Origin of the sequence: Paenibacillus riograndensis SBR5 (genome assembly GCF_000981585.1) — a bacterium.
In the GTDB taxonomy this organism is placed as follows: Bacteria; Bacillota; Bacilli; order Paenibacillales; family Paenibacillaceae; genus Paenibacillus_AQ; species Paenibacillus_AQ riograndensis.
Genome location: NZ_LN831776.1, coordinates 7235048 through 7260557, shown reverse-complemented (window position 1 = coordinate 7260557; position 25510 = coordinate 7235048). Strand labels below are relative to the sequence as shown.

The 25510-nt window shown below is 54.6% G+C and carries 20 protein-coding genes and 1 riboswitch; of the genes, 13 read left to right on the top strand and 7 right to left on the bottom strand.

The window, feature by feature from the left end; all coding sequences use genetic code 11:
- Window positions 1–253: 253 nt before the first annotated feature.
- From ftsE to PRIO_RS30670, 5 genes are all read left to right on the top strand, one after another.
- Entirely contained in the window at window positions 254–940 is a 687-nt protein-coding gene (ftsE, locus tag PRIO_RS30690; RefSeq protein ID WP_039785422.1) for a cell division ATP-binding protein FtsE, read from the top strand.
- Complete coding sequence (gene ftsX / locus PRIO_RS30685; RefSeq protein ID WP_020426071.1) at window positions 930–1844, top strand: permease-like cell division protein FtsX; 915 nt, start codon at window positions 930–932, stop codon at window positions 1842–1844. Before ftsE ends, ftsX begins: the two co-directional genes overlap by 11 nt.
- 56 nt (window positions 1845–1900) lie before the next feature.
- Window positions 1901–3235 carry a murein hydrolase activator EnvC family protein gene (locus tag PRIO_RS30680; RefSeq protein WP_046505917.1) on the top strand — a complete coding sequence of 445 codons (1335 nt, stop codon included), beginning with the start codon at window positions 1901–1903 and terminating at the stop codon, window positions 3233–3235.
- Window positions 3236–3443: 208 nt separating this feature from the next.
- On the top strand, window positions 3444–4913 hold the full coding sequence (locus PRIO_RS30675; protein ID WP_020426068.1) for a S41 family peptidase: 1470 nt from the start codon (window positions 3444–3446) through the stop codon (window positions 4911–4913).
- 92 nt (window positions 4914–5005) lie between these two features.
- The gene (locus PRIO_RS30670; protein WP_020426067.1) at window positions 5006–6325 is read left to right on the top strand and encodes a PDZ domain-containing protein; all 1320 of its coding nucleotides are present in this window, start codon (window positions 5006–5008) and stop codon (window positions 6323–6325) included.
- A 775-nt stretch (window positions 6326–7100) separates the two neighbouring features.
- Here PRIO_RS30670 and PRIO_RS30665 read toward each other — a convergent pair.
- Both PRIO_RS30665 and PRIO_RS30660 read right to left on the bottom strand, forming a co-directional pair.
- Window positions 7101–7763 carry a response regulator transcription factor gene (locus PRIO_RS30665; RefSeq protein ID WP_020426443.1) on the bottom strand — a complete coding sequence of 221 codons (663 nt, stop codon included), beginning with the start codon at window positions 7761–7763 and terminating at the stop codon, window positions 7101–7103.
- A 150-nt stretch (window positions 7764–7913) separates the two neighbouring features.
- On the bottom strand, window positions 7914–9077 hold the full coding sequence (locus tag PRIO_RS30660; RefSeq protein WP_020426444.1) for a sensor histidine kinase: 1164 nt from the start codon (window positions 9075–9077) through the stop codon (window positions 7914–7916).
- A 167-nt stretch (window positions 9078–9244) separates the two neighbouring features.
- On the opposite strand from PRIO_RS30660, the gene PRIO_RS30655 reads away from it, so the two are divergent.
- The 6 genes from PRIO_RS30655 to PRIO_RS30630 all read left to right on the top strand — a co-directional run bounded on the left by PRIO_RS30655 (window position 9245) and on the right by PRIO_RS30630 (window position 16554).
- Window positions 9245–10180, top strand: coding sequence for an ABC transporter ATP-binding protein (locus PRIO_RS30655; RefSeq protein WP_020426445.1), 936 nt, complete (start codon window positions 9245–9247; stop codon window positions 10178–10180).
- 15 nt (window positions 10181–10195) lie between these two features.
- Window positions 10196–11359: an ABC transporter permease gene (locus tag PRIO_RS30650; protein ID WP_020426446.1), complete on the top strand. Its 1164-nt coding sequence runs from the start codon at window positions 10196–10198 to the stop codon at window positions 11357–11359.
- A complete protein-coding gene (locus PRIO_RS30645) occupies window positions 11352–12512 on the top strand; it encodes an ABC transporter permease (RefSeq protein ID WP_020426447.1) in 1161 nt (386 codons plus the stop codon). The genes PRIO_RS30650 and PRIO_RS30645 overlap by 8 nt, the downstream gene beginning before the upstream one ends.
- Window positions 12513–12708: 196 nt before the next feature.
- Window positions 12709–13032, top strand: coding sequence for an L-rhamnose mutarotase (locus PRIO_RS30640; protein WP_020426448.1), 324 nt, complete (start codon window positions 12709–12711; stop codon window positions 13030–13032).
- Between the two features lie 270 nt (window positions 13033–13302).
- Window positions 13303–16305, top strand: a complete 3003-nt coding sequence (locus PRIO_RS30635; protein ID WP_020426449.1) for an efflux RND transporter permease subunit — start codon at window positions 13303–13305, stop codon at window positions 16303–16305.
- Between the two features lie 18 nt (window positions 16306–16323).
- On the top strand, window positions 16324–16554 hold the full coding sequence (locus PRIO_RS30630; protein ID WP_020426450.1) for a helix-turn-helix transcriptional regulator: 231 nt from the start codon (window positions 16324–16326) through the stop codon (window positions 16552–16554).
- 126 nt (window positions 16555–16680) lie between these two features.
- Here the strand turns inward: PRIO_RS30630 and gcvPB are convergent, their stop codons facing one another.
- From gcvPB to gcvT, 3 genes are read right to left on the bottom strand one after another with little or no spacing between them, the layout of a single operon-like run.
- Entirely contained in the window at window positions 16681–18141 is a 1461-nt protein-coding gene (gene gcvPB, locus PRIO_RS30625; RefSeq protein WP_020426451.1) for an aminomethyl-transferring glycine dehydrogenase subunit GcvPB, read from the bottom strand.
- A complete protein-coding gene (gcvPA, locus tag PRIO_RS30620; RefSeq protein WP_020426452.1) occupies window positions 18138–19490 on the bottom strand; it encodes an aminomethyl-transferring glycine dehydrogenase subunit GcvPA in 1353 nt (450 codons plus the stop codon). The genes gcvPB and gcvPA overlap by 4 nt, the downstream gene beginning before the upstream one ends.
- The gene (gene gcvT, locus PRIO_RS30615; protein ID WP_020426453.1) at window positions 19487–20611 is read right to left on the bottom strand and encodes a glycine cleavage system aminomethyltransferase GcvT; all 1125 of its coding nucleotides are present in this window, start codon (window positions 20609–20611) and stop codon (window positions 19487–19489) included. The genes gcvPA and gcvT overlap by 4 nt, the downstream gene beginning before the upstream one ends.
- A 184-nt stretch (window positions 20612–20795) precedes the next feature.
- A riboswitch (glycine riboswitch) is annotated at window positions 20796–20892 on the bottom strand.
- A 184-nt stretch (window positions 20893–21076) separates the two neighbouring features.
- On the opposite strand from gcvT, the gene gcvH reads away from it, so the two are divergent.
- Window positions 21077–21469: a glycine cleavage system protein GcvH gene (gene gcvH / locus PRIO_RS30610; RefSeq protein WP_020426454.1), complete on the top strand. Its 393-nt coding sequence runs from the start codon at window positions 21077–21079 to the stop codon at window positions 21467–21469.
- Window positions 21470–21624: 155 nt separating this feature from the next.
- On the opposite strand, the gene PRIO_RS30605 is transcribed toward gcvH, so the two are convergent.
- Together PRIO_RS30605 and PRIO_RS30600 are read right to left on the bottom strand one after the other, a co-directional pair.
- Window positions 21625–22494: a flagellar motor protein MotB gene (locus PRIO_RS30605; protein WP_020426455.1), complete on the bottom strand. Its 870-nt coding sequence runs from the start codon at window positions 22492–22494 to the stop codon at window positions 21625–21627.
- Window positions 22491–23276 carry a flagellar motor protein gene (locus PRIO_RS30600; RefSeq protein WP_020426456.1) on the bottom strand — a complete coding sequence of 262 codons (786 nt, stop codon included), beginning with the start codon at window positions 23274–23276 and terminating at the stop codon, window positions 22491–22493. Before PRIO_RS30600 ends, PRIO_RS30605 begins: the two co-directional genes overlap by 4 nt.
- 180 nt (window positions 23277–23456) lie before the next feature.
- Between PRIO_RS30600 and uvrB the strand changes: the two genes are divergently transcribed.
- Window positions 23457–25448, top strand: coding sequence for an excinuclease ABC subunit UvrB (gene uvrB, locus PRIO_RS30595; RefSeq protein WP_020426457.1), 1992 nt, complete (start codon window positions 23457–23459; stop codon window positions 25446–25448).
- Window positions 25449–25510: the final 62 nt, after the last annotated feature.

Below are 25510 nucleotides of genomic sequence, written 5' to 3'. Positions count from 1 at the left end.
CAGCCGATATAAATAGATAGAACCGGTAGCAGCCCGGTTGTTTCTGAATTTGCAGAATGCAGATCTAGTGGCGGTACCGAGGTTTTTGTCCGGTTTTTAAGATGCTTTTTATGTATATGTGCGATATCGGTAAAACTTTCGGGTACTCAAGCAGTTACGGATTTGTTACAATAGATACGCCTGCGGTATTCATGCAGTTTATGGAAACTTCCGCGGTTTGCTGCGGAATATGTCAGAATCGGGAAGTGATGAAGTGATTGAAATGCAGGATGTGTGGAAGACCTATCCGAATGGAACCCATGCGCTCCAGGGCGTATCCGTCAAGATTGACCGCAATGAATTCGTCTATGTCGTCGGACCGTCCGGCGCCGGTAAATCAACGTTCATGAAATTAATTTATAGAGAAGAAATGCCAACCAAAGGACAAATTTCGGTAGGCGGGTTCAATATAGGCAAGCTGAAGCCGCGCAAGATTCCCTATGTCCGCCGCAATATCGGGGTGATCTTCCAGGATTTCCGCCTGCTGCCGAAGCTCACGGCCTATGAGAATGTCGCGTTTGCGATGGAGGTCATTGAGGCTCCGAAGAAAGTGATCAAGAAACGTGTTCCTGAAGTGCTCGAATTAGTGGGCCTGCGCAGCAAGGCAAACCGTGAGCCCTCTCAGCTGTCCGGCGGGGAGCAGCAGCGGATTGCAATCGCCCGGGCAATTGTCAATAACCCTTCTGTCATCATTGCGGACGAGCCTACCGGCAACCTGGACCCTGAAACCTCGTGGGGAATCATGCAGCTGCTGGACGAAATTAATTTTCGCGGGACAACCATTGTAATGGCGACTCACAACAGGGATATCGTCAACAAAATGCGCAAGCGGGTCCTGGCTATCGAGAACGGAAATATCGTCAGAGACCAAGTGAGAGGGGAATATGGTTATGAGTTTTAAAACCTTCTTGCGGCATGTGCGGGAAGGCTTCAAAAACGTATTCCGCAACGGCTGGATGTCGGTGGCTTCCATCACTTCCATTGTCGTCTCCCTATTCGTGCTTGGTGTCTTTATATTGCTTGTGCTTAATGTCAACGCTATCGCCGACAAGGCGGACAGCCAGGTGCAGATCAACGTGCATCTGGCACTGAATACCGACCAGAAGATGCGTGAAACGCTGGAGAATGAGATCGGCAGCATGCCGGAGGTCAGCAAGGTGGAGTTCGTCTCCAAGGAGCAGGGGCTGAAGGAATTCCGCGAGGATATGGGGCCGGATGCCGCCGAGCTGCTCGAAGGCTTTGATGAAGATAATAACCCGCTGCCGGATAAGCTGCTCGTGGAAGTCATTCAGCCTACGACGGTTCCGTTTGTGGCGGAGAAGATAGAAGCGCTTAACAAGACCCATGAAGAGAAGCCGATTTACAAAGTGAACTATGGCAAAGGCTCGGTGGAAACGCTCTTCAAGGTGACGAAGGCAGTACGCAACATCGGATTTATTTTTGTAGCGGGACTGGCGCTCATGTCGATGTTTCTGATCTCCAATACGATCCGGGTGACGATCCTTGCCCGCCGCAAGGAAATTGGCATTATGAAGCTGGTGGGTGCGACGAATTATTTTATCCGCTGGCCCTTCTTTATTGAAGGAGCGCTGATCGGGCTGATCGGCTCACTGGTTACCTCGGGGGCGCTTTATGCAGGCTACAGCAGTCTCGTGTCCTCTGTCCAGGGAGACCCGATGCTGGGGCTGCAGCTGATTCCGTTCCAGGATATCTGGGTTCTGCTCTGCGGGCTGCTTGTCGGCCTGGGAGTGCTGATCGGTATATGGGGAAGTACCGTATCGATCCGCAAGTTCCTCAAAGTATAGTCTATGATCCGATTGCAGGATGACCATCTTACAAGACAAAGGACGGGGAGTGCGAGTTGAAGAAGATTGCCGCCGGGCTGGCCGCTGTGCTGCTGGCTGTCACACTATTCCAACCCTCTGACGGATATGCCAAAAAAACTACGGTCGCAGAAATCGACAAGCAGCTGAAACAGCTGCAGCAGGAGGTTCAGGCTGCCAAAGCTGCACAGGACAAGGCCGCTTCACGGAACCAGGAAGCCAAGCATTATTTGAATAAAACGAATCTTAATCTTCAGTACGTGCTGGATCAGATTGATCAGGTCAAAGGCCAAATGACGGACATTTCCGGCAAAATCGCCAGTACGGAGAAATCGCTGAACATTACGGCCGCCGCACTCGATGAGGCGGAAGCGCGTGTGGCTTCCCGTGAGAAGCTGCTGGAGTCCCGGGTCCGCCTGATGTATACTGACGGTGCGGTTTCCTATTTGGATGTACTGCTCTCATCCACCAGTTTTTCCGATTTCCTGGACCGGGCGGATTCCCTCAAAATGATTGTCGACCAGGATCAGGACCTGCTCGTGCAGCACAAGCTGGACAAGCAGACGGTTATTGCCAAGAAGCAGGAGCTTGAAGGGCAATACGCCCAGGCCAAGCAGCTGTATACGGATCTGGAGTCCCAGCGGAGCACGCTAAAAGAGAAGGAGGCGGAGAAGCAGGAGCTGATCGCCTACTACGATAAGGAAATCCAGGAGACGGACGGCCTCACGGAAGAGCAGGATGCCAAGCTGGTGCAGCTGGCCAGCCAACGTTCTGCGCTGGAGAATAAGAAGGACCAGATCAAAGCTGAAGAAGCCGCACGCAAAGCAGCGGCAGCCAAAGCTGAAGCGGCGCGCAGAGCGGCAGCCGCTGCTGCAGCGGCCAAAGCCCGGGCTGCCAAAGCCCAGGCTGCCAGCAGCAGTTCAGACTCCAGCTCCGGCTCGGACAGCAGCGGGGACTACTCTGATTATGCAGGCGGAAATGGGCCATTCCTGCTTCCTGTGGGATCGGCACGGATTTCTTCCCCATACGGGCTGCGTACCCATCCGGTGACCGGTGAAGTAGGCAAGATGCATACGGGTACGGACTTTGCCGTTCCGCAAGGGACAAGCATTCATGCTGCCGATTCCGGTACGGTCATTGTCGCTGAGTGGTGGAGCGGCTATGGATATACGGTAGTGATTGACCATGGCGGCGGGGTATGGACGCTCTACGGCCATATCCGCGAGGGCGGCATCAAGGTTAGTGTGGGCGATCGGGTATCCCGCGGTCAGACCATTGCTGAATCGGGTGCAACCGGCCGCGTCACCGGCCCGCATCTGCACTTTGAAGTGCGGATCGACGGCAAACCGGTTGATCCGATGCCTTACCTGTGAGGCTCGGGACGATCATAGAATGGATTTGGAAAAATAACGGTACAGCATGAACTTGAAACCGGCAGTTTTTATTGTGGATCAGTTGAGGTTTAGCATATTATAAATATTAATTTGGTTTCCGGCATATACTGGAAGAGATACCGTTCTTCGCAGAACGGGCGTGTCCTTGGCTTTATGCCATGGGACAAGAAGGGACGGTGGGAACATCATGTTGAAGAAAAGCACAGCGGCTTTTATGATTGTCGCTGCCTTGCTGTGCGGAAGCCTGCTGACCTTGGGCGTCACCGGCTATGCGGATATATTCGGGCGGGCAGCGGGTGAAAGTGCGGCGGCAGCGGTTGTGCCGCCTGGTGGCTTGCAGGAGAAGGAGTCACAGAAGCTCGGAACCGCGCTGAGCCTGATAGAGGGCTATTACTACGAAAAGGTCGACCGGACGAAGCTGATCGACGGTGCCGTCAACGGAATGATGGAAGCGCTGGGAGATCCTTATTCAAATTATATGGGCAAGGAAACCGCTGAGAAATTTGAGGAGAGTATTGAAGGCTCTTTCTCGGGAATCGGGGCTGAGGTCTCCTCAGAGAACGGCAAGGTAGTTATCGTCTCCCCAATCAAAGGCTCGCCGGCCGAAAAGGCAGGGCTCAAGGCTAAAGACGTGATTCTGTCGGTAAACGGGGAAACGCTCGAAGGCATGGAGCTGAATGATGCCGTTGCCAAGATCCGCGGACCGAAGGGAAGCAAGGCTACACTCAAGATTCAGCGCACCGGAGCGGCGGAACCGCTTGAATACGTGCTCACCCGTGATGATGTGAAGCTGGAAACCGTCTATGCCAAGCTCGAAAAGGATGGCGTAGGTGTTATCGAGGTTACCCAGTTCTCCATGAATACCGCTGAGCGTTTCAAGGAAGAGCTCGGCAAGCTGGAAAAGCAGGGCATGAAGGGACTCGTCATTGATGTCCGCAACGATCCGGGCGGCGTACTGCCGGTGGTGATTGATATGGCTGAACAGTTCGTACCGGCAGGCAAGACCATTGTGCAGGTGGAGGAAAAGGGCAAGAAGCCTGAAGTCAGCCCTTCTAAAGGTTCAAGCAAAAAATATCCGGTCGTTGTACTGATGAATAAAGGCAGCGCAAGCGCCTCGGAAATCCTGGCCGGTGCCCTGCAGCAATCTGCTGGAGCCAAGCTGATCGGAGAAAATTCCTTTGGCAAAGGCACGGTCCAGACGAGCTTTGACAAGCAGCTCGGCGACGGCAGCCTGCTGAAGATTACGATTGCCAAATGGCTGACGCCCAACGGCACATGGATTCACGGCAAGGGCATCAAGCCGGATATCGCGGTGGCCCAGCCGGATTATTTCTCGGTGGCGCCGATTAACAAAAGCGTATCCCTGCAATACAACATGAACAACGCGGATGTCAAAAGCGCACAGACCATGCTGGACGGTCTGGGCTACAAACCGGGCCGCAAGGACGGGTATTTCGATACCGCGACGAAAGATGCGGTGAAGAAATTCCAGAGTGCATCCAAGCTGAAGGCGACAGGCATCGTTGATGCCAAGACCGCCGAAGCGCTGGAGCTGGCACTAATCAAAGCCATTCAGAACCCGGTTAACGACAATCAGCTCAATAGGGGAATTGCCGAGGTGCAGAAGGAAATTCAGGCGTCGTTGTCGAAAAAGTAAGAAGGCTGAGTTCAGCCTTCTTTTTTTCTAAGCGAACGCTGCATTGCTGCAGATCAACACTACCCGGACTTAAAAGGAGTGTGACGAACGGTTTGAATGGAATGCCGGAACTGCTTACTAGCTGGGGCACAGCAGTCGTACATCTGCTGATTCAGCCCTATTACTATATTGCTATTTTGTTTATTGCTCTCTACTACCGCAGGCAGGTGGCGCTGGAACGGAAATTCATTCATGTGAAGCTGCACAGCTGGGGCCGCGAGACCTGGCGTACGGTATGGAGCGGCCTGGTCGCAGGACTAGTCGTTTCTCTGGCAGCTGTAGCTCTGGGGATATCCCTGACCGGTACGGCGGTGGCTATCATTTGGGCTGTCAGCCTGGTGCTCATGCTGTTTCGTGTGCGCTATTTGTGTTTTGCTTACTCCATTGGATTGCTTGGCATCCTGCAATTTATTCTTTCGTTCTTCCCGGACACGCTGCAGAGCGGGCTGGCCGGAACCATCGCCACCGCGCTGCGGGAGATGGATATTCCCGCCCTGCTGGTGCTGGCCGCCCTGCTGCATCTGGCCGAGGCGCTGCTGGCGCGCTGGCAGGGCGCAAGGCTGGCTGCGCCGCTCTTTCTCAAAGGCAAGCGCGGCAAGGTGGTCGGCGGCTATCAGCTGGAGGCGTTCTGGCCGCTGCCGCTGTTCCTGCTGATTCCTTCGGGCGCAGGAATCGGCGATCTGCCCTGGCACCCGCTGCTGGGCGGCGGGCTGGGCCTGGTGTCCCTGCCGGTCATCATCGGCTTCAGCGAGATGACCCAAGGCCTGCTGCCCGGGCGGAAGAGCGCCCGCACAGCAGGACGGCTGCTGCTGTACAGCACCGTCCTGCTGGCTCTAAGCGGGCTTGCCGCCTGGTGGAGCCCGCTGACCGTGCTCGCGGCGCTCGCCGCGGTGCTGCTGCACGAAGCACTGGGCTGGTACAGCGCTCTGGAGGAGCGCAGTCTAAGCCCCATCTTCGTGCATCCTCCAGCCGGCCGCAAGGTGCTGGCCGTGCTGCCGGACAGCCCCGCGCAGGAGCTGGGCATCCTGCCGGGCGAGATCCTGCTGAAGGTCAACGGGGTCCTGTTGACCGATGCCGCGCAGCTGCATGAGGCGCTGCGCATGAATCCCGCGTTCTGCAAGCTGGAGGTGCAGAACCGCGCAGGCGAGAGCAAATACCTCCAGCGCGCGATCTATGACGGCGACCACCATCAGCTCGGCATCATTCTGGTGCCGGAGCCGGACGGATGGGTCACCGCAGAGGCCAAGTCTTCCAGTATCTTCAGCATTATCGCGATGAAGACCGGGGCGAGCCGCCGTAGTCTTCCATCCGGCGGACTGGGACGGGCCAAGGGTACGGCTGCGGAACCCAAGAAGGAATCAGCGGGAGTTTAGCGTGGGCCGATTTTTGCGGCTCTGAATACTGGACAAACTCCAGCAATTGTTATGCACGCCTACCCATGCGGGAAATGGGCAATTATAAAGGGCAGTAATAATTCAAAAGCCTGTGTTCTCCTGGTATTCAGGGAGCACAGGCTTTTTTTACAGTACAGGAATTATAGAATACAAAAATTGCGGATGACTTGAAAGTTGCCGGCGATACAGGCGGCGCACTCGGGTTCATCTGCAGCATGAAGCGGACGAGAAACCTGCGTGTTGTGCAATAATGTGCACTCCAAGCACTTCAACTGGTAACTCTCCTGCACTATGTACAATAATGTGCGCCTCAAGCACTTCAATTGGTAGTTCTCCTGCACAATATACAACATTATGCACGCCTAGCACGCCAAATGGGCAAAAATCTTGCAACTCATACAACAATGAGCAGTCTAAGCGCGTCGGCTTAAAAATTCTCTTGCAAATTGTACAACAATCCAGGCCGTGTAGGCTCCGATTGTCTATTCACCAGTTATATAGATTGAGCTGAAAAAATTTATGAACTGAGCCAGTCATCCATAGTGGGAAAAAGGTTCACTCGTCAGACTCATTCAGCTTATGGAGTAGCCTATGTTGGAAAAAGTATCACTAATTCGCCTGAAAACGGTCGTATGGGATGAATTGGCCTGAATTAGCTTTAGTTTCTGATGAGCCTTACAAATGTTGTACTTTAGATTCTCATATTGGGGTTGGCCGCAACTGCGGGAAGCAGCCAGGCTCGCCGCCGCAAATCTCAATTCCCGTGTTCCCGCTGATTTTTCCAATAGAAGATGGCGATTTGTGTACGGTCCCGCAGGCCGAGCTTGCTGAGGATATCGGTGATGTAATTTTTGACCGTACCTTCACTTAAAAAGAGTTCGGCAGCGATTTCCTTGTTGGTATGGCCTTCCGCGATTAAGGATACCACAGCCAGCTCGGCTTTGGTCAGCCCGTATCCCTCCAATGTTTTGGGCATCGCCTCTTTCGGGGGCGCGGCCGGCTGCAGAAAACCGGCCAGCTTGCGGGCGATGTCGGGATGGATGAGCAGATTGCCTTCATGAACCGTTTTGATCCCCTGGATAATCCGGTCCGGCGGAATATTCTTCAGCAGATACCCGCTCGCCCCATTCCGCAGCGCTTCGATAATGTATTCGTCATCGTCGAAGGTCGTCAGCATCAGCACGGAGATACCGGGGTAAGCTTCCTTGATGAATTTGGTACCTTCGACACCGTCGCAGTTCGGCATCCGGATATCCATCAGCACCACATCGGCATGAGGCAGCTGCTCCAGCAGGGCCAGAGCTTCACGGCCATCGCCAGCGGAGCCCGCTACCTCAATCTCCGGGTCGAGTGCTACCAGTACCTTAAGGCTTTCGCGGATAAATGAATCGTCGTCAACGATAACTACTTTAATCATATGAGGCCGGTCTCCTTTAGCTATAAGAAGTTGAGCTTTAGATCTCCTGGTGTATACAACCTATTTTTCAATTTTGGGATTGGTCGTGACTACAGAGAATGTTTGGGCTTTCGGCCGCTGTTCATCTGCAGATTTCCCGATTGTGTAATTTCACAGGGGAAGTTTGTCAGGCTGACTGTGCAGGGCAACCCTGGTAATGACAGCAAACTCCGGCTCTAGCTGGAGCTCCAGCGTTCCACCGATCAAATGGACCCGCTCAGCCATTCCCTGCAGGCCCATCCCTCCTTTACCCCTGAGTCTCAGCAGAGGGTTTTCTTCCGGGCGCTGGCCGTTATTGCCTACCTCCATGGCCACCTCTTGCTCGCTGAACGAGACATTGATCCATATAGCGGTGGCCCGGCCATGGCGGATAGCATTGGTAAGAGCTTCCTGGGCGTTTTTGTAGAGAGTGACGCGAACACTGGGATATAGGGGGTACGGCATCCCGTGCACCTGGTAGGAGGTTTCAATGCCGGTATCCCGGCCAAGCTCCTCCAGCAGCCGGTCCAGCGCATAAGCCCCTTCGAGCTGTGAGCCATAATTGATCCGCCGTACCGCTGCACGCATATCGTCCATACTGGCCGCCAACTGGTCCCGGATCTGATTCATCATTTCCATCCCTGTCTCTTGGGAATGCGGCAGCGTGTGGATGGCGGCCTCAGTCATCATTTTAACCCGGATCAGGCGGTGGCCGATATCGTCATGCAGCTGACGGGCAATCCGTACCCTTTCCTCAGCTTGAGCGGCCGCTTCGATCTGGGCGGTGAATTGGAGCAGGCTGCTGCGGGCTTCTTCCAGCTCAAAATGCTTTTTGCGCAGCTCGTCATAGAGGAACAGTGTGTCAACTCTCCCGCGCCCCGAGCGCATAAGCAGCTTGTTCAGAGCAGCGGAGAGCAAAAAGGTAAGATTCATAACCACCCGGACCTGGGGCTCTGAGCCGCTTAACGCCACATTTAGCGCCACTGCATGAATGACGAAGAAGACAAGCACCATAAGCCTGTTCTCCAGTCGGGAGTAATTCAACATTGCCGAAACGGCCGGAAAAATCATCAGATCTCCATAATGCCAGCACAGCCAGGCCGTATAAAGCAGCTCAATGGCGCAGGCCAGCGCACGAAAAGGACCCGACAGCCGCCCGCCAAGAGCGGCAACCAGCAGCAGCAAAAGGAAATGGAAAGTAAACAGATCATAGTCCGCATAGTCATAGAGATAGATAGCCATCAGGGCGGGGATGATCATAAGCGCATAGCGCAGGACGTTCATTTCTCTGTTCAAATGGAGGTCATCCTTTATAAGGTTGTTATGTTTATCTTAGCATAAGAACCTGCTGATTCAGGAGATGACTTAAGTCACCTCCAATTCATGACCTTTCGTACCTTCGGGAGCCTCCATCTTACGCTACAATAAATCCATAGAAGCACATAGGAACAGGAGAGATGAAGATGGCATTTGCAGTCCTAAGCGATGTGGTGAAACGGTATGATCAAAAACTAACGGTAGATCACGTGAATTTCAGCATTCAGGAAGGAGAGATCTTCGGCCTGCTCGGCCCGAACGGTGCGGGGAAAAGCACTACCATCAGCATGATCTGCGGTTTGCTGAAGGCTGACGGCGGCGATATCGTGATTGACGGACTGTCGGTCCTGAGCAAACCGCTAGAGGTCAAAAAACGCATCGGCCTCGTTCCCCAGGAGCTGGCCTTATATGAAAATATGACCGCAACAGAAAATGTGAGCTTTTTCGGCAAGCTGTACGGCCTGCGCGGCAAGCTGCTAAAGGAACGGGTTGAGGAGGCGCTGGCCTTCACCGGACTTAGTGACCGGGCAAAGGACAAACCGTCCACCTTCTCCGGCGGGATGAAAAGAAGGCTGAACATCGCCTGTGCGATCATGCACCGTCCGAAGCTGATTATTATGGATGAGCCGACCGTGGGCATTGATCCCCAATCGCGCAATCACATTCTGGAATCGGTAAAGGCACTGAACAAGCTAGGCTCAACAGTCATCTATACGAGCCACTATATGGAGGAGGTAGCGGCTATATGCGACCGGGTAGCGATTATGGACAAAGGCCACATCATTGCCTGCGGAACCGAACGTGAGCTGCGGGAGCGGGTAGCCCATGAAGAAAGGATTGTTGTGAAGGCTGCTCATATTACGCCGGCCTTGATCCAGGAGCTGGGCAAGCATCCGCGGATAAACCGCGCCGAACTGAACGGAGATACAGTAGAGCTGTATTTACCTTCCTCGCAAAGTGAGCTGCAGGACATTTTATTTATTTTCGCCAAGCATGAAGGGGTTATTGCTTCCCTGAATATTGAAGAGCCGGACCTGGAAACCCTGTTTCTCAGCCTGACCGGGCGGACTTTGCGGGACTAGAGGAGGAGGGCTGAAATGAACATTTGGACGATTATGACATACGAGCTGCGCAGATTGTTCCGCTCACGCTCGATGCTGCTGAATATGTTTTTGCTGCCGCTGGTGCTGATCTTTCTTCTGGGCGCCTCGCTGTCCGGGGTGGTCGGTGTCAAAAGCGCAACCAAGATAGAACCTGTACGGGTGGCGGTAGTTAATCCAGCAGGTGACGGGCAGTCAGCGATGATTGCCGCTTTTCTGAAGCTGCCTGACATCCAGAAGGTTATTGTTCCACAGGACGCAGAGAACCGCCAGGCGGCTGAAAGTGGGCTGCGTACCGGCAAATACGGCTATGCGGTTATTGTTCCCGACGGCTTCGACAGCGAGGTGCAGCAGGGCGGTAAGGCACAGCTCGAATTTATTCTCGGCAAGAACCACACGGATAATATGACGGCGGGAACCGCTTTTGACAATTTTCTAAGCACGGTAAATTATAAACAGGCAGCGACAGCGGCTCTTGGACCACAGGCGTTGGCGGTTGCCACCCCCTCTTCAGAGGACCGTGAAGCCGTCAAGCTGGGCGATCTTAACAACGGGGGCAGAACCTATACGGCTTCCCAATTCTATGCGGCATCCATGCTGCTGATGTTTCTGCTCCTTAGCGGAATGACAGTCACGAACTCTCTTTTCAGCGAAAAGGATAACCATACCCTCCACCGGATCAATTCCATGCCGGTCAAAGCCTCAGAGCTGTTCATCGGCAAAATGCTCGGTGTAGGCATCGTATCCATTATTCAGTGCCTGGCGATTATTTTGCTCAGCGATTGGCTGTTCGGTGTTTACTGGGGCAACCGGCCGGGGCTGCTGCTGCTGTTCTGTCTGCTGATGATTATCGCCTCCATGACGATGTCCATTGTGGTCTCCATGTTCAGCAAAACGGCGGCGGGCGCAAGAAGCATCATTAGTTTAATTACGGTAGGCATGACCTTTATCAGCGGGGGAATGGCTCCTCTTCCGGATTCCTGGGTAAATACCTTGGGTGCTTTCACCATTAACCACTGGGTACTGCAGGCGATCATTCGTATGATGCTGCATTCGGGGCTGCCGCAGCTTACGCCGAATCTGCTCATGATATCGGTTATCTGTCTGGTGATGCTCTGCGGAGCGATTCTCTCATATTGGAAGGTGGGCTACCATGAATAAAATACTGGCGATTGCCTGGAATATGGTCAAGCGGACGATCGCGTCCCGCAAAGGCATGCTTACGTATATTTTGCTGCCGAGTATTGTCATCGCCGCCATTATTTCCGTTACCGGAGGGATGGAAGGCGACAAGCCAACTGTATTGTACAGCAATATGGACACTGGTGCAGCGGGGCGGCATCTGCTGGCTGAACTTGAGAACACCGGAGATTACAAGCTGATTGCCCGCAATGATGAAGCGGCACTGAAAGAAGGCATTATTCAGCAGGAAGGCGCAGCGGGAATATCGATTCCGGCGGAGTATACCGCCCAGCTTGCCCATGGACAGCAGCCTGAGCTGAGCGTATACGAGCTTAGAGCGTCAGAAACCTCGATTTTGGTCAAAATGAAAGTGAACACCATTGCGGGTGAAATGCTGGACACTGCCCGGACCGTAAACGCCGTTAACGGAGGAGCGGGTGATGCAGAGGCTAAGCTTGGCGAAATCCTGAAGCAGGCGGAGCAGCATAACGTGGGAAGTACGCGTACAGATTATGATCTGTACCCCCGGCAAACGCTCGGCGTCATTACTGGGCTGACACTCATGTTCCTCATGGGGCTGGTAACAAGCACCGTCTCCCTGATTATGGATGACCGCAAGGGGCGGACCATGATGCGGATGTTCAGCGCCCCGGTCCGTTCTTATGAAATTGCACTGGGTAATTTTTTGGGCAGCTGTATGGTGGGAATCCTCCAGATTGCCGTTGTGCTGACGCTCGGAAAATGGGTGCTGCGTTATGATTATGAGGTTCCGATGTACCTGTACTTCCTTGTTCTTGCAGCCTTTATGCTGGTATCGATGGGGATTGCCAGCACCGTGGCGGGGCTGGTCCGCAATCCCGGCAACGCAGGTATGCTGAATGCCCTTATTCTTACACCGACCTGCATGCTGGGCGGCTGCTTCTGGCCAATCTCGGTGATGCCGGACTATATGCAAAAAGCGGCTAACTTCGTGCCGCAGAAATGGGCCATTCAAGCGGTGGATATCGCTGCAGCCGGTGGAAGCTGGAATGAGCTATGGCTGCCCTTTGCCGTCCTGGGGCTCATGGCCGCGGTTCTGCTGGCGCTTGGCTCGGCCATTCTCCGTCCGAATGAGGCGGGGATCAGCGCTTAGGCTTGCAGCCCCTGTCATCAAAGGGATAGAAACAGCCTGCTATATCCGGCTTGGGGCCGGAGAGGCAGGCTGTTTCCTTTTTCAAGAATCATAGGAATCAAGAAAAATTATGGTATACTACTTGCAAAAGTTATCCGCAGAAATCTATTGTAATAGCGCTATGAAAGCGTTATTAATTCAATGGGAGGATGAGAACATGGGCAGCAACAAATTGGCTTGGACCTGGCGGGTTAAAGAGGAGAGTCTGGAAGAGTATGTGCAGATGCACCTGAATCCCTGGCCGGAAATTTTGCAGGAGCACTCCAAGGCCGGAATTACGAATTATTCTATTTTTCAGCACGGCAATCAGTTTTTTTATTGCTTTGAGTGCAACGACACGGAAGCGGCTTTTGCCTACATCGCCCAGAGTGAGGCCTGCAACAGATGGAATGCCATTACCTCGAAGATGGTCGAAGGCTCCTTTGACTTCAATGAGGAAACGCCGATGGTGCCGCTGCGTGAGGTGTTTTATCTGGAGTAAGGTTATTTCTGCTAACTGAACCCCACTTAGGCTTGCTTATTTAGTCCCTCTTCTAAGGAAGAAGGGCTTTTTTGTGCTGTGTGGATTTAACGCTGCACCAGAATGCTCTATCTCTGGAAGGAGAAGTCCCTGGTCTGGAGAACGAGAGCGAAACCCATCGCCGGGCGGTTTTGGAGATGGCCTTCAGGCCCTACACTTAGCTAAGTGAGCTATACATAAGAATCAGACATACAAAACCTATTTTTTCATGACTGGAAGGGGAAAAGAGAAATGGCATGGTTAACAAAGTGGTCGTTCGGCAACAAGGGGGCCGTGGGGCTTCTGGTTGTTATGGCGCTTGTGGTGGGGGTCCTGAGCTATACCTCGCTGCCAATGGAGTTTATGCCGGAGGCCGATAATCCTCAGGTTACAGTTACGGTGCTCGGCCCGGGCCAGGATGCGCATTCCATGGAGGCGAATGTGACGAAGCCGATTGAGGCGGCTACCTCAGCCGTGAAAGGCAAAACCGAGCAGATGTCCACTTCCGGAGACGGCTATGCGAAGGTGGATATTTATTTTGATGGCAAAACCGATATGAAGGATGCGGCACAGGAGGTGGAGAAGGCGGTCGGCGCGCTGCATTTCCCCGAAGGGGTTATGGACCCGTTCATTGTGCAGCTGAACACCTCGATGATTCCGATCTCCCAGCTCACGGTGTCCTTCGATGAAGGGATCACCAAGGATAATCTGAAGCTTGCCGAAGAGACCATCCTTCCCGAGCTGCAAAAAATCGACGGAGTAGCGAATGTGGCCCTGTACGGCAAAACGGCTCCGCAAGTCAACGTGAAGCTTAATCCGCAGGCGATGGCTGCAAAAGGCATAGCAACAGCCCAGGTGCTGGGACTGCTGCAGGGACGAAGCGTATCGGCTTCGATTGGAGAGCAGACCATCGGCGGGCAGACGGGAAATGTGAATGTGGTTTCCTCGATTGACAGCATCGATACGCTGAAAAAGCTGCCGGTCGCACCCGGCGTTACCTTGCAGGATATCGCTGCTGTGGAAGCGGTGACGGATCAGGAGAGCGTCAGCCGTTCGAACGGCAAGGATGTATTGTTCGCTGTTATTACGAAGGAAGCCAATGCCAATGCAGTCGATGTAGGCGGTAAGGTGCGTGACGTTGCAAAAGACCTGACTGCGTCGGTTAAAAATGCAGAGGTCGCCGTCATCTTCAGCACCTCGGATATGGTCGTCACCTCCGTTAACAGCATGATGCGTGAAGTACTGCTCGGCGCTTTGTTTGCAACCCTTGTCATTCTTGTCTTCCTGCGCAATGTGCGCGCCACCCTGATCACCGCGGTATCGATTCCGCTGTCACTGGCAGTTACACTTTATTTGCTGGACGTGTCCGGCATTACCTTGAATATTGTAACGCTGGGCGGCGTGGCCGTCGCCGTCGGGCGGCTGGTCGATGACAGCATTGTCGTCATTGAGAACATCCACCGCAGGATGCAGAAGGAGCCCTTCTCCATTCACATGATTATCAGTGCCACCCGTGAGGTCGCAAGGGCAATCACTACATCGACAATTGCTACGGTTGCTGTATTTCTGCCGATGGGTCTGCTGAATGGAAGCCTGCAGGCATTCCTGCTTCCGTTTGCGCTGACGGTAACTTACTCGCTGCTGACTTCACTGGTAGTGGCGCTGACTGTGGTTCCGCTGCTAAGCTCCCGGCTGCTGCGCAGCTCTTCCCTGAAGGAGCATGAGCCGTCCAGACGGTTTGGCCATTTTCTGGAATGGAATTTGCGCCATAAATGGATTACGCTGACGCTGGGTCTGGTGCTGCTGGTCGGCTCCGTTGCCGCCTATGTTACCATGCCCAAAGGGGCGCTGGATGCTTCGAATGCCAGCAATGTTACCGTTCAATTGGTCTACCCCAATGACGTTCCGGTGAAAGAAGTGCTGGAAAAAGGCAAACAGCTGGAAGCCGAACTCATGAAACAGCCGCAGGCCGAAACTGTAATTATGATGACCGGCAACAGTGCCGACTCGGCACAATGGGGGAGTGTGACCTCGCTGACCCAGGTGGATTATACCGTGATGATGAAAAAGGATGCCGATGCGCAGGTATTTCTGGACCAGGTTCGCGGGTGGCAGAAATCCTATGCGGGTGCAACGCTGACTGCCAATGAGTCCAGCATGATGGGCGGAGGCTCGACCAGTGAATACGTAGATATCGTTGGAGATGACCTGAAGTCTATTAATTCAGTGGCCCAAGCCGTAGCTGCCAAAGTGAAAACAGTAGACGGTGTACAAAAGGTTACCAGCAACATGGAGGATACCAAGCCGGTGTTCGCTTTCAAGGTGAACCCGGTTGCCGCCAATGCGCAGGAAATTTCCATGCAGCTGGCGGCGATGCTGAATCCGGTTCCGCTGGGGCAGATAGAACTGGACGGCTCGCCTGCCGGAGTGGTATTGGAGCCTGTGCTGCAGCCGAAGGGGCAGAAGGATCTGGAGAATATCACGATTATGACTGCCGGGGGTCCTCAGCCGCTCTCAACATTGGCGGCTCTTGAGGTCACCGACCAGCCAGCCATGCTCTACCATAAAGACGGCAAGCCTTATGTGCGCATTACCGCCGAAGTTGATCCGAAGAAAGTATCGGCCATCGGGGCAGATATCCAAAAACAAACAGACCGCATTACCCTGCCCGCAGGGGTAACACTGTTCGCAGGCGGAGCCTCGGCAGACCAGGCCGGAGACTTCAATGACCTCGGCATGACAGCGTTGATCTCCATCGGTCTCGTCTATCTGATCATGGTTCTGACCTTCAAAACACTGCGCGCACCGCTGGCCATTATGTTCTCCCTGCCGCTTGCGGCTATCGGAGCAGTGGTTGCATTGATTATTTCCGGTGTAACTCCCGACTTCACAGCCTTGTTCGGAGCCTTGATGCTGATCGGTATCGTTGTTACCAATGCGATTGTGCTGATCGACCGCATCAAACAGAATGAAGAGCATATGAGCGTACGCGAGTCGATTATCGAGGCCGCCAGAACCCGGCTGCGTCCGATACTGATGACGGCCATCGCAACCATCTGTGCCATGCTGCCGCTATTGTTCGGGCATTCCGAGCAGGGCAGCATTGTCTCCCAGAGCCTTGCAATTGTAGTCATCGGCGGCTTGACCGCAGCTACACTGCTGACATTGGTGGTTGTACCGGCTATCTATGAGCTGCTGTATTTCCGTAAGTCCGCTAAGGAACGGACACAAGAGAAGACTCCGGCTGCGGCTTAGGCAGTTCGTGCAGCAAGAATGGTTAACAATGCGGGTCTGCAGAAATTCAGACGGGAGAAGGTGCTGGACAACTACAAGCTGACGGGGAGAGAGAAGGAAGTCGCTTTGCTGTGGTTCTCCGACAAAAGTGCGCTGCATATCTCCAACACGCTGGGCATCAGCGAGGGCTCCGTACGCTATGTTGTGAAGAGTATCTATATTAAAATGAATGTAAGTGACCGTTCCCAATTCGCCAAGAAGCTTTTGTAAATGAAAAAAAGGCTAATCCGCAAAAAAGCCGGGAATGACTTCGGGATTAGCCGCTGTGAGTGATATTGCGCTGCCGTTCTTAGAGAAGGACGGCGTATCCGCGCTGCTTATTGCACTGTCAAAAGCTTAGCCGCAGGAGCAGTTCAGCACCGGCTTGCGTGCAGCCTGTGTCTCGTCAAGACGGCTGATCTCCGTGGTATGCGGAGCATTAATAACGATTTCCGGTGTTTCCTGGGCTTCCTTCACGATCTGAATCATCGTTTCAATGAAGCCGTCGAGCGTTTCCTTGCTTTCGGTTTCGGTCGGCTCGATCATCATGCACTCTTCTACTGTCAGCGGGAAGTACACCGTTGGCGGATGGTAGCCGAAGTCCAGCAGCCGTTTGGCGACATCCAGTGTGCGCACACCGTACTGCTTAAGGTTTCTGCCGGACATGACAAATTCATGCTTGCAGACACCCGGATACGGGATTTCAAAATACGGTGCGAGCCGGTGCATCATATAATTGGCGTTCAGCACAGCGTTCTCGGATACCTCACGCAGTCCATCCGGTCCGTAGGTGCGGATATAAGCGTAGGCACGGACCAGGATGCCGAAGTTGCCGTAAAAGGCTTTGACGCGCCCGATGGATTCCGGGCCGCCGTAGTTCAGCGAGTAGCTGCTGTCTTCGTTTTGAACCACTGTCGGCTGCGGCAGGAACGGAATAAGCTTCGCCTTCACGCCTACTGGTCCGGCTCCCGGGCCGCCGCCGCCGTGCGGGGTGCTCATGGTTTTATGCAGATTCAAATGCACAACGTCAAAGCCCATGTCGCCGGGGCGGGTAATGCCCATAATTGCATTGGAGTTCGCTCCATCGTAATAGAGCAGGCCGCCGGCTTCGTGTACAATCCGGGCGATTTCCACGATTTGCGTCTCGAACAAGCCGAGGGTGCTCGGGTTGGTCAGCATCAGGGCCGCCGTGTCGCTGCCGACAGCTGCTTTCAGAGCCGCCAGATCGACCATCCCTTTATCGTTGGAAGGGATCGTTACGGTTTCCAGTCCGGCCGCGGAAGCGCTGGCCGGATTCGTGCCGTGCGAGGAGTCGGGCACGATGACTTTGGAGCGGGTTTCGCCGCGGCTCTCATGGTAGGCGCGGATCATCATCAGCCCGGTCCATTCACCATGGGCCCCGGCGGCTGGCTGCAGGGACACGGCATCCATGCCGGTCAGGGCCGCCAGATCCTTTTGCAGCGTATGCATCAGCTCAAGTGCACCCTGAATGCTCTCTTCCGGCTGGTACGGGTGAATCTTGGCCAGGCCGGGGAAGCGGGCGACATCCTCGTTAATCTTCGGATTGTATTTCATCGTGCAGGAGCCGAGCGGATAAAAGCCGTTGTCGACGCCAAAGTTGCGGCGGGAAAGCGCGGTGTAGTGGCGGATGACATCCACCTCCGATACCTCCGGCAAGACTGCCGGCTCGCTGCGCAGCAGCCCTGCCGGAATCAGCGCATCGATGCTTTCTTCCTGCGGAACATCGCACTGCGGCAGGGAATAGGCCGAGCGGCCGGGACGGCTCAGCTCGAAGATCAGACTTTGTTCCGGTTTCATATACAGCCCTCCAGTGCGCCTCTAAATTGGTCAATTTCCGTTTTGCTTCGTTTCTCGGTCACGGCAACCAGCATATGTCCGGCCAGCTCGGGATAATCCCGGCCCAGATCATAGCCGCCAAGGTAGCCTTGCTTCAGCAGCTTGGCATTGATCCCGCTGACGCTTGCGCCTTCCGGCAGCTTCAGGACAAATTCATTGAAGAACGGTGCGGTAAACGCCAGGGCAGCACCGGCCAGCTCCCCGAGCTTGCCGGCTGCGTAATGGCTCTTGCGGATGTTCAGCTCCCCAACCTCGCGCATGCCCTCTTTGCCCATTACGGACAGATAGACGGAAGCGCACAGCGCAAGCAGCGCCTGGTTGGAGCAGATGTTGGAGGTCGCTTTTTCGCGGCGGATATGCTGCTCGCGGGCCTGCAGCGTCAGCACGAAGCCGCGCTTGCCGTTCCGGTCAACGGTCTGGCCGACAATCCGGCCCGGCATGCGGCGCATGAGCGGCTCGGCTACGGCAAAGAAGCCGCAGGTTGGACCGCCGAGTGAAGCCGGAATGCCAAGCGGCTGCGCGTCACCTACAACGATGTCGGCGCCAAGCTTGCCCGGCGTTTCGAGGATGCCGAGAGCCAGCGGGTTGGCGCTGACCACGAGCAGGCCTTTGACGGCATGGATCAGCGGTTCAATGGCGCCCAGGTCTTCTATCGCGCCGAAGAAGTTCGGCGACTGCACGAGCACGGCAGCCGTGTCGCTGTCAATTGCGGCGGCGAGTTTCGCCCCATCCGTCACTCCGTCTTTGTAGTCTATTTCTACAACATCCAGGCCCCAAGCCCCTGCAGAGGTGCGCAGCACCTGGCGGGCTTCCGGATGTACGGTCCGGGAGACGACCAGCTTTTTGCGTTTCGTGGCACCGGCGGCAAGCACAGCGGCCTCTGCGAAGGCGGTTGCGCCATCGTACATACTGGCATTGGCGACCTTCATGCCGGTCAGCTCACAGATATAGGACTGGAATTCAAAGATCGCCTGCAGCTCACCCTGGCTGATCTCCGGCTGGTAAGGCGTGTATGCCGTATAGAATTCCGAGCGGGAAATGACATGATTAATGACAACGGGGATATGGTGGTCATACAGTCCGGCGCCGAGGAAGCTGGCGTGGGTGTCGAAGCTGGCATTTTTGTCCGACAGCTCTTTCATATGGCGCAGCAAGGTGTATTCATCCAGCGCCTCTGACATCGGCATCGTTCCATGATAGCGGACGGATTGCGGAATATCGGCGAACAGCTCCTCCACGGACTGAATCCCGACCGCCTCCATCATCTCCTTGCGGTCTTGTTCGGTCATCGGCAGATAACGGTGCTTCATTGCGGCTTCACTCCTTGGCTCTTTTTATAAAATGGCGTTTTGACCACGGCCGCCTTAAGCTGCTTGCCGCGGATTTCCACATAAACCTCTGTTCCGGTTTCTGTATAGGCGGCATCCAACAGGGCAAGGCCCAGATTGCGCTTCAGTGTTGGGGACTGTGTGCCTGTCGTGACCTCCCCGATCTTGACCCCGTCCGCATAGACCGGATAATGGGAGCGCGGAATGCCGCGGTCGATCATTTCGAGGCCTACGAGGCGGCGGGGCAGTCCGGATTCCTTCTGCTTCAGCAGCGCGTCTCTGCCGATGAAACCGGCTTTGTCCAACTTCACGAAGAACTGGACTCCGGCTTCCAGCGGTGTAATATCCGCCGACAGCTCCTGGCCGTACAGCGGCAGCTTTGCTTCAAAACGCAGCGTATCGCGTGCGCCAAGCCCGGCGGGAGTCAGGCCGTGCGGGGCACCTGCGGCAAGCAGGCCGTTCCACAGCACAGCCGCTGTGTCCTGCGGGGCGTACAGCTCGAATCCGTCCTCCCCGGTATATCCGGTGCGGGAGAGCAGGACCTCTACGCCGCAGACTACGGCGCGCTCAATGAAATGGAAGGGGGCAAGCTCCGCGATGGGAGCTGAGGTTACTTCGGCCAGAATCGTCTCGGCCAGAGGCCCCTGCAGCGCGAGCAGCAGCGTCTCATCCGAGACATTTGTCAGCGTCACTCCGCTGAATTCATCGGTAAGATGCTCCTGCAGCCACTCGAAATCCTTATCGATATTGGAGGCGTTGACGACCAGCATGTAGCGCTCTTCGCCGAGGCGGTAGACCAGGAGATCATCGACGACTCCGCCGGTTGGATAGAGCATCAGCGTGTACTGCGCACCGCCATCCTGAAGACGGCTGACATCGTTGGTGGTCATAAGCTGCAGGAAGGCTTCAGAGCCGCTGCCGCTGACCATGAATTCACCCATATGCGATACATCGAACAGTCCGGCCTGCCGGCGGACGGCTTCATGCTCCTTCACGATTCCCGTGAACTGCACCGGCAGCTCCCAGCCGCCGAAATCAATACATCTGGACTCCGCGTAGGCGGAATAGAGATCGTAAAAAGGCGTTCTTTTCAAGGCTTCCATCTGCTCACTCCCTTGTCTGATTACATGCGAAAAAGGACAGGCGAAAGACAAATATGCATAACCCGCATATAAGTCCTTCGCTCTGTCCTTGGTACCTGAGAGTTACCCTGCCGCCCGGCGTGCAGGTTTCCCCGTTGGTGATCCGGACCCTGCGAGGCAGAGTCCCGATAGCTCTCCAGAGATGCGTCCGGCAAAGGTCCTTTTGCCTGAGAGATTCACCCTCCCGGGCTTACTCCTTCGGCGCTGTCTTCCTGTGAGACAGTCTCTCCCTATGCCATCATTCGCAAACCGTATTGTTTTCTACTGACTCCATTAAACCGGGTATACAACTCCGCTGTCAACAAAAAAACGTCAAAAAGATGACAAATTTTATTTTCCTGTTAGTTATATTGACATTGAGCGGCGCGATAACTTAGTCTATAACTAATTTTACAACTCCAAATTTGGAAAAGAGGCGGCTTAAGAATGAGTGAAGTGCTAGACAACCTGCTGTACAGCGAAGAGCACGAATGGGCCCAGCAGGGTGAAGGGCGCGTAGTGCGTATCGGGATAACGGATCATGCCCAGCATCTGCTTGGCGATATCGTATTTGTGGAATTTCCTGAGGTTGGGGCAGCTATCTCTGCGGGCGACAGCGTGGGCAGCATTGAATCCGTCAAGACGGTGTCGGAGCTTTACTCCCCGGTATCGGGAACTGTGACCAAAATCAATGACACACTGGAAGCCAGCCCGGAACTGATTAACGATCAGCCGTACAGCGGCGGATGGATTTTTGAGCTGGAAATCAGCGGGGAGTTTGCGGAAGCGGCGTCCGGGCTGCTTGATGCGGCAGCTTACCGCGAATTAATCGGGGAATAAATACCCGGAAGACAGCGGTTTTCCGGCTCACCAAAAAGGCAGACCTTTCTCATCACATTAAGTGTTACTAATGTGTGAGGTCTGTCTTTTTGTGATATTTTAATGTGGAATGCCGGGAGGGGGAAGTCCTGCTGCTCTCAGAGTTGACAGGTGAGCTACTCTTCTTCCTGAAGCTGCCGCAGGACTGTGATCTCAACGCGGCGGTTTTTCTGCCGGCCTTCCGGGGTGGAGTTGCTGGCAGCAGGGCGGGTATCCGCATATCCGGCATACTGAAACTTACCGGGGCTGAGGCCCTCATTATCTAAAAAGAAGCGCAGCACCGAAAGGGCGCGGGCACCGGACAATTCCCAGTTGTCATTATAACGTGAGCCTGCCGATACGGGGGTATCATCCGTATGGCCTTCGATGCTGATTGTGGCCCCAATCCCGCGGAACAGGCCTGACAGCTGCCGCAGCGCGGGAAACGCCGGCGCCTTGAGCTCGGCTCTGCCGGCATCGAACAGATAGCGGTCACTGAGCGTAATTGCGATACCCTGAGGCTTGTCCGCCACAAAAATCTGGTCGCCCAGGTTATTGTCTTCAACATATTTGGTGATGACGCCCATCAGTGCAGCGAGCTTCGCTTCCTGGTCGCGGAAGGCCTGTTCACGTGCCGAGGGCTGTGTGGCTTCTGGAGGAGGGCTGGCTGCCGGGCTGCCGCCTGCATTCTGCTGCTTCTGATTCATACCGGATTCAGCAGCATCTCCGGGTTCACCCTTCTGCCCGTTGTCTGTTCCTTCGGACGTTATTCCTTTTTGACCATCCAGTACGCCGTTCCCCCCCTCCAGCACCGGATTTCCGCTTTTAAAGGTGTCCGATAAGGCACCGGTCACAATATTGAATTTCTGAGTGTCCAGACTGCTCATCGCATACAAAATTACGAAAAAAATCAGCAGCAGCGTAATAAGATCCGCATAGGTGATCATCCAGCGGTCGCGGCTTTCCCGGCCTCCCGCGCGGGGTTTTCTCCGGTTTCTTTGTCTCATGACAGGCCTCGTGTATTGCCGGTGCTGCGTTCTTCGGCGGACCGGTTCAGGAATGAACGGAGCTTTTTGCGCACAAGCTGGGGATGGTCCCCGTTCTGCAGGGCAAGAATGCCTACCATAAGCATCTCCATCGAACCCAGCTCGCTTTGGCTGCGGGATTTGATTTTGGAGGCAATGGGTAAAAATATTAGATTAGCACTGGCTACCCCATACAGCGTTGCCGTAAAGGCAACTGCGATCGATGCTCCCAAATTGGAGGGATCGGTAAGATTGCTGAGTACGCGAATCAGCCCCATGACTGTGCCGATGATGCCCATGGTGGGTGCATAACCGCCTGCGGCTTCAAAAATTTTGGCATAGCCTTCGTACTTCAGCTCCTTGGCGTCCATCTCCAGCTCCAGAATCTGCCGGACCTGTTCGGGGTCTGTACCGTCCACAATGAGCATAAGACCCTCGCCGGTAAAAGGGTCGGGATGCTCTTCGGCTCGTTTCTCCAGGGCCAGTACACCGCTGCGTCTTGTCACGGCTGCCATGGAGATCAGCTCTTCGGCTTGTTCTTCCGTAGTGTCCGCATGTCTGCCAAAAGCCAGCCGCAGCGCCGCAGGCACGGAACGCAGTCTGGAGGCCGGGAAGCTGACCATAACGGCGGCAAGCGTACCTCCGAACACAATAAGCGCTGCATTCAGCTGGAGCAGCCCGGACAGGCTTCCGCCTTCCCAAAAAAAGCCGCCGACCAGCGCAGCCAGACCAGCCAGCAGGCCGATAATTGAAGTGATATCCATTAGTTCAAGCTCCTTAAATTTCTATATATTATGGTTTGCATGAATCTGGGCAACACTGTATAATAAACGGGAACAAGTATTCTTATCTTCCATATATTTCAGAGCAGTATGGAGAGAGAATCATCGGGCCACAATTATAATATATTCATATATTTTAGACGATAGAGGGGAGACGGGCAAATGAGTGATATTGTCGTCAGTACGCAGACTTTTCAATTGGAGTCCGAGTATACACCCCAGGGCGATCAGCCTCATGCCATACAAGAATTAGTAGACGGCATCCGGCAGGGCAAGAAGCACCAGACGCTGCTGGGAGCGACGGGTACAGGGAAGACCTTTACCATCGCACAAATGATTTCCAAGCTGAACCGGCCTACGCTGGTTATTGCACACAACAAGACACTGGCTGCTCAGCTGGCGAGTGAGTTCAAGGAGTTTTTTCCAAGCAATTCGGTAGACTACTTCGTCAGCTACTACGATTACTACCAGCCAGAGGCGTACATTCCCTCCTCCGACACCTACATCGAGAAAGATTCCAGCATCAATGAAGAAATAGATAAGCTGCGTCACTCCGCGACCAGTTCCCTGTTCGAACGGCGTGACGTTATTATTGTCGCCAGCGTCTCCTGCATTTACGGCCTCGGCTCGCCAAAGGAATATGGAAGCCTGCTGCTTTCGCTGCGGGTGGGGATGGAGAAGCCGCGGAACCAGATACTGAGCCGGCTCGTGGATATCCAGTATCAGCGCAACGACATTAACTTTGTGCGGGGCACATTTCGTGTGCGAGGTGATGTGGTAGAGATTTTCCCGGCCTCGCAGGGCGAGCATGCCATCCGTGTAGAGCTGTTCGGTGATGAGATCGAGCGCATTACCGAAATTGACGTGTTGACCGGAGAGCTGATCGGGGAACGCGACCATGTGGCGATTTTCCCGGCCTCCCACTTTGTTACCCAAGAGGAAACGATGCGCGTGGCACTTGTTAATATTGAGCGGGAGCTGGAAGAACGGCTGGCTGTACTCCGGGACGCCGGCAAGCTGCTGGAGGCCCAGCGGCTGGAGCAGCGCACCCGCTACGATATCGAGATGATGAAGGAAGTCGGCTTTTGTTCAGGTATCGAGAACTATTCCGGACCGCTTACCTTCCGTGAGCCTGGAGCAACACCGTATACACTCATGGATTATTTCCCTGATGATATGCTGATTGTAATCGACGAATCCCATGTGACCTTGCCGCAGATCCGGGCGATGTACAACGGCGACCGGGCACGCAAGACCGTTCTCGTGGAGCATGGCTTCCGCCTGCCGTCCGCGCTCGACAACCGGCCGCTGCAGTTTGAGGAATTCGAGGACAAGGTGAATCAAATCGTATATGTGTCAGCCACACCCGGCCCATACGAATTGGAGCATTGCGACACTATGGTTGAGCAGATCATCCGTCCTACCGGTCTTTTGGATCCGATTATTGAGGTGCGTCCGACTGAGGGCCAGATTGATGATCTGATCAGCGAAATCCGTGAACGGGTGGAGCGTGACGAGCGTGTGCTGGTTACAACCCTGACGAAGAAAATGTCCGAGGATCTGACCGATTATTTCAAGGAAATCGGCATCAAGGTGCGCTATATGCATTCCGACATCAAGACGCTGGAGCGCATGGCGATTCTGCGTGATCTCCGGCTGGGCACCTTCCATGTTCTTGTGGGGATCAACCTCTTGCGGGAAGGGCTTGATTTGCCCGAGGTATCCCTGGTTGCGATTCTCGATGCCGACAAGGAGGGCTTCCTCCGCTCGGAGCGTTCGCTGATTCAGACCATTGGCCGTGCGGCCCGCAACTCTAACGGCCGAGTAATTATGTATGGTGACCATATCACGGAATCCATGGAAAAGGCTATGACCGAAACCCAGCGCCGCCGGGAAACGCAGATTGCCTACAACGAGAAGCATGGCATCACCCCAACAACGATCAATAAGAAAGTGCGCGATATCATCGAGGCGACGAAGGTCGCCGAGTCCAAGGCAGAGTATCTCACCGGCGTGGGCGGCAAGATGAGCAAGAAGGACCGCCAAAGCCTGATGCAGCGTCTGGAGGCTGAGATGAAGGATGCCGCCAAGAACCTGCAATTCGAGCGCGCCGCTGAGCTGCGCGATGCACTTCTGGAGCTGCGGGCCGAGTAATACACCCAAGCCACACTCTTGGTTGATCCGCAAGTACAGGACGGCGCTGTCCCGGCCGTTCT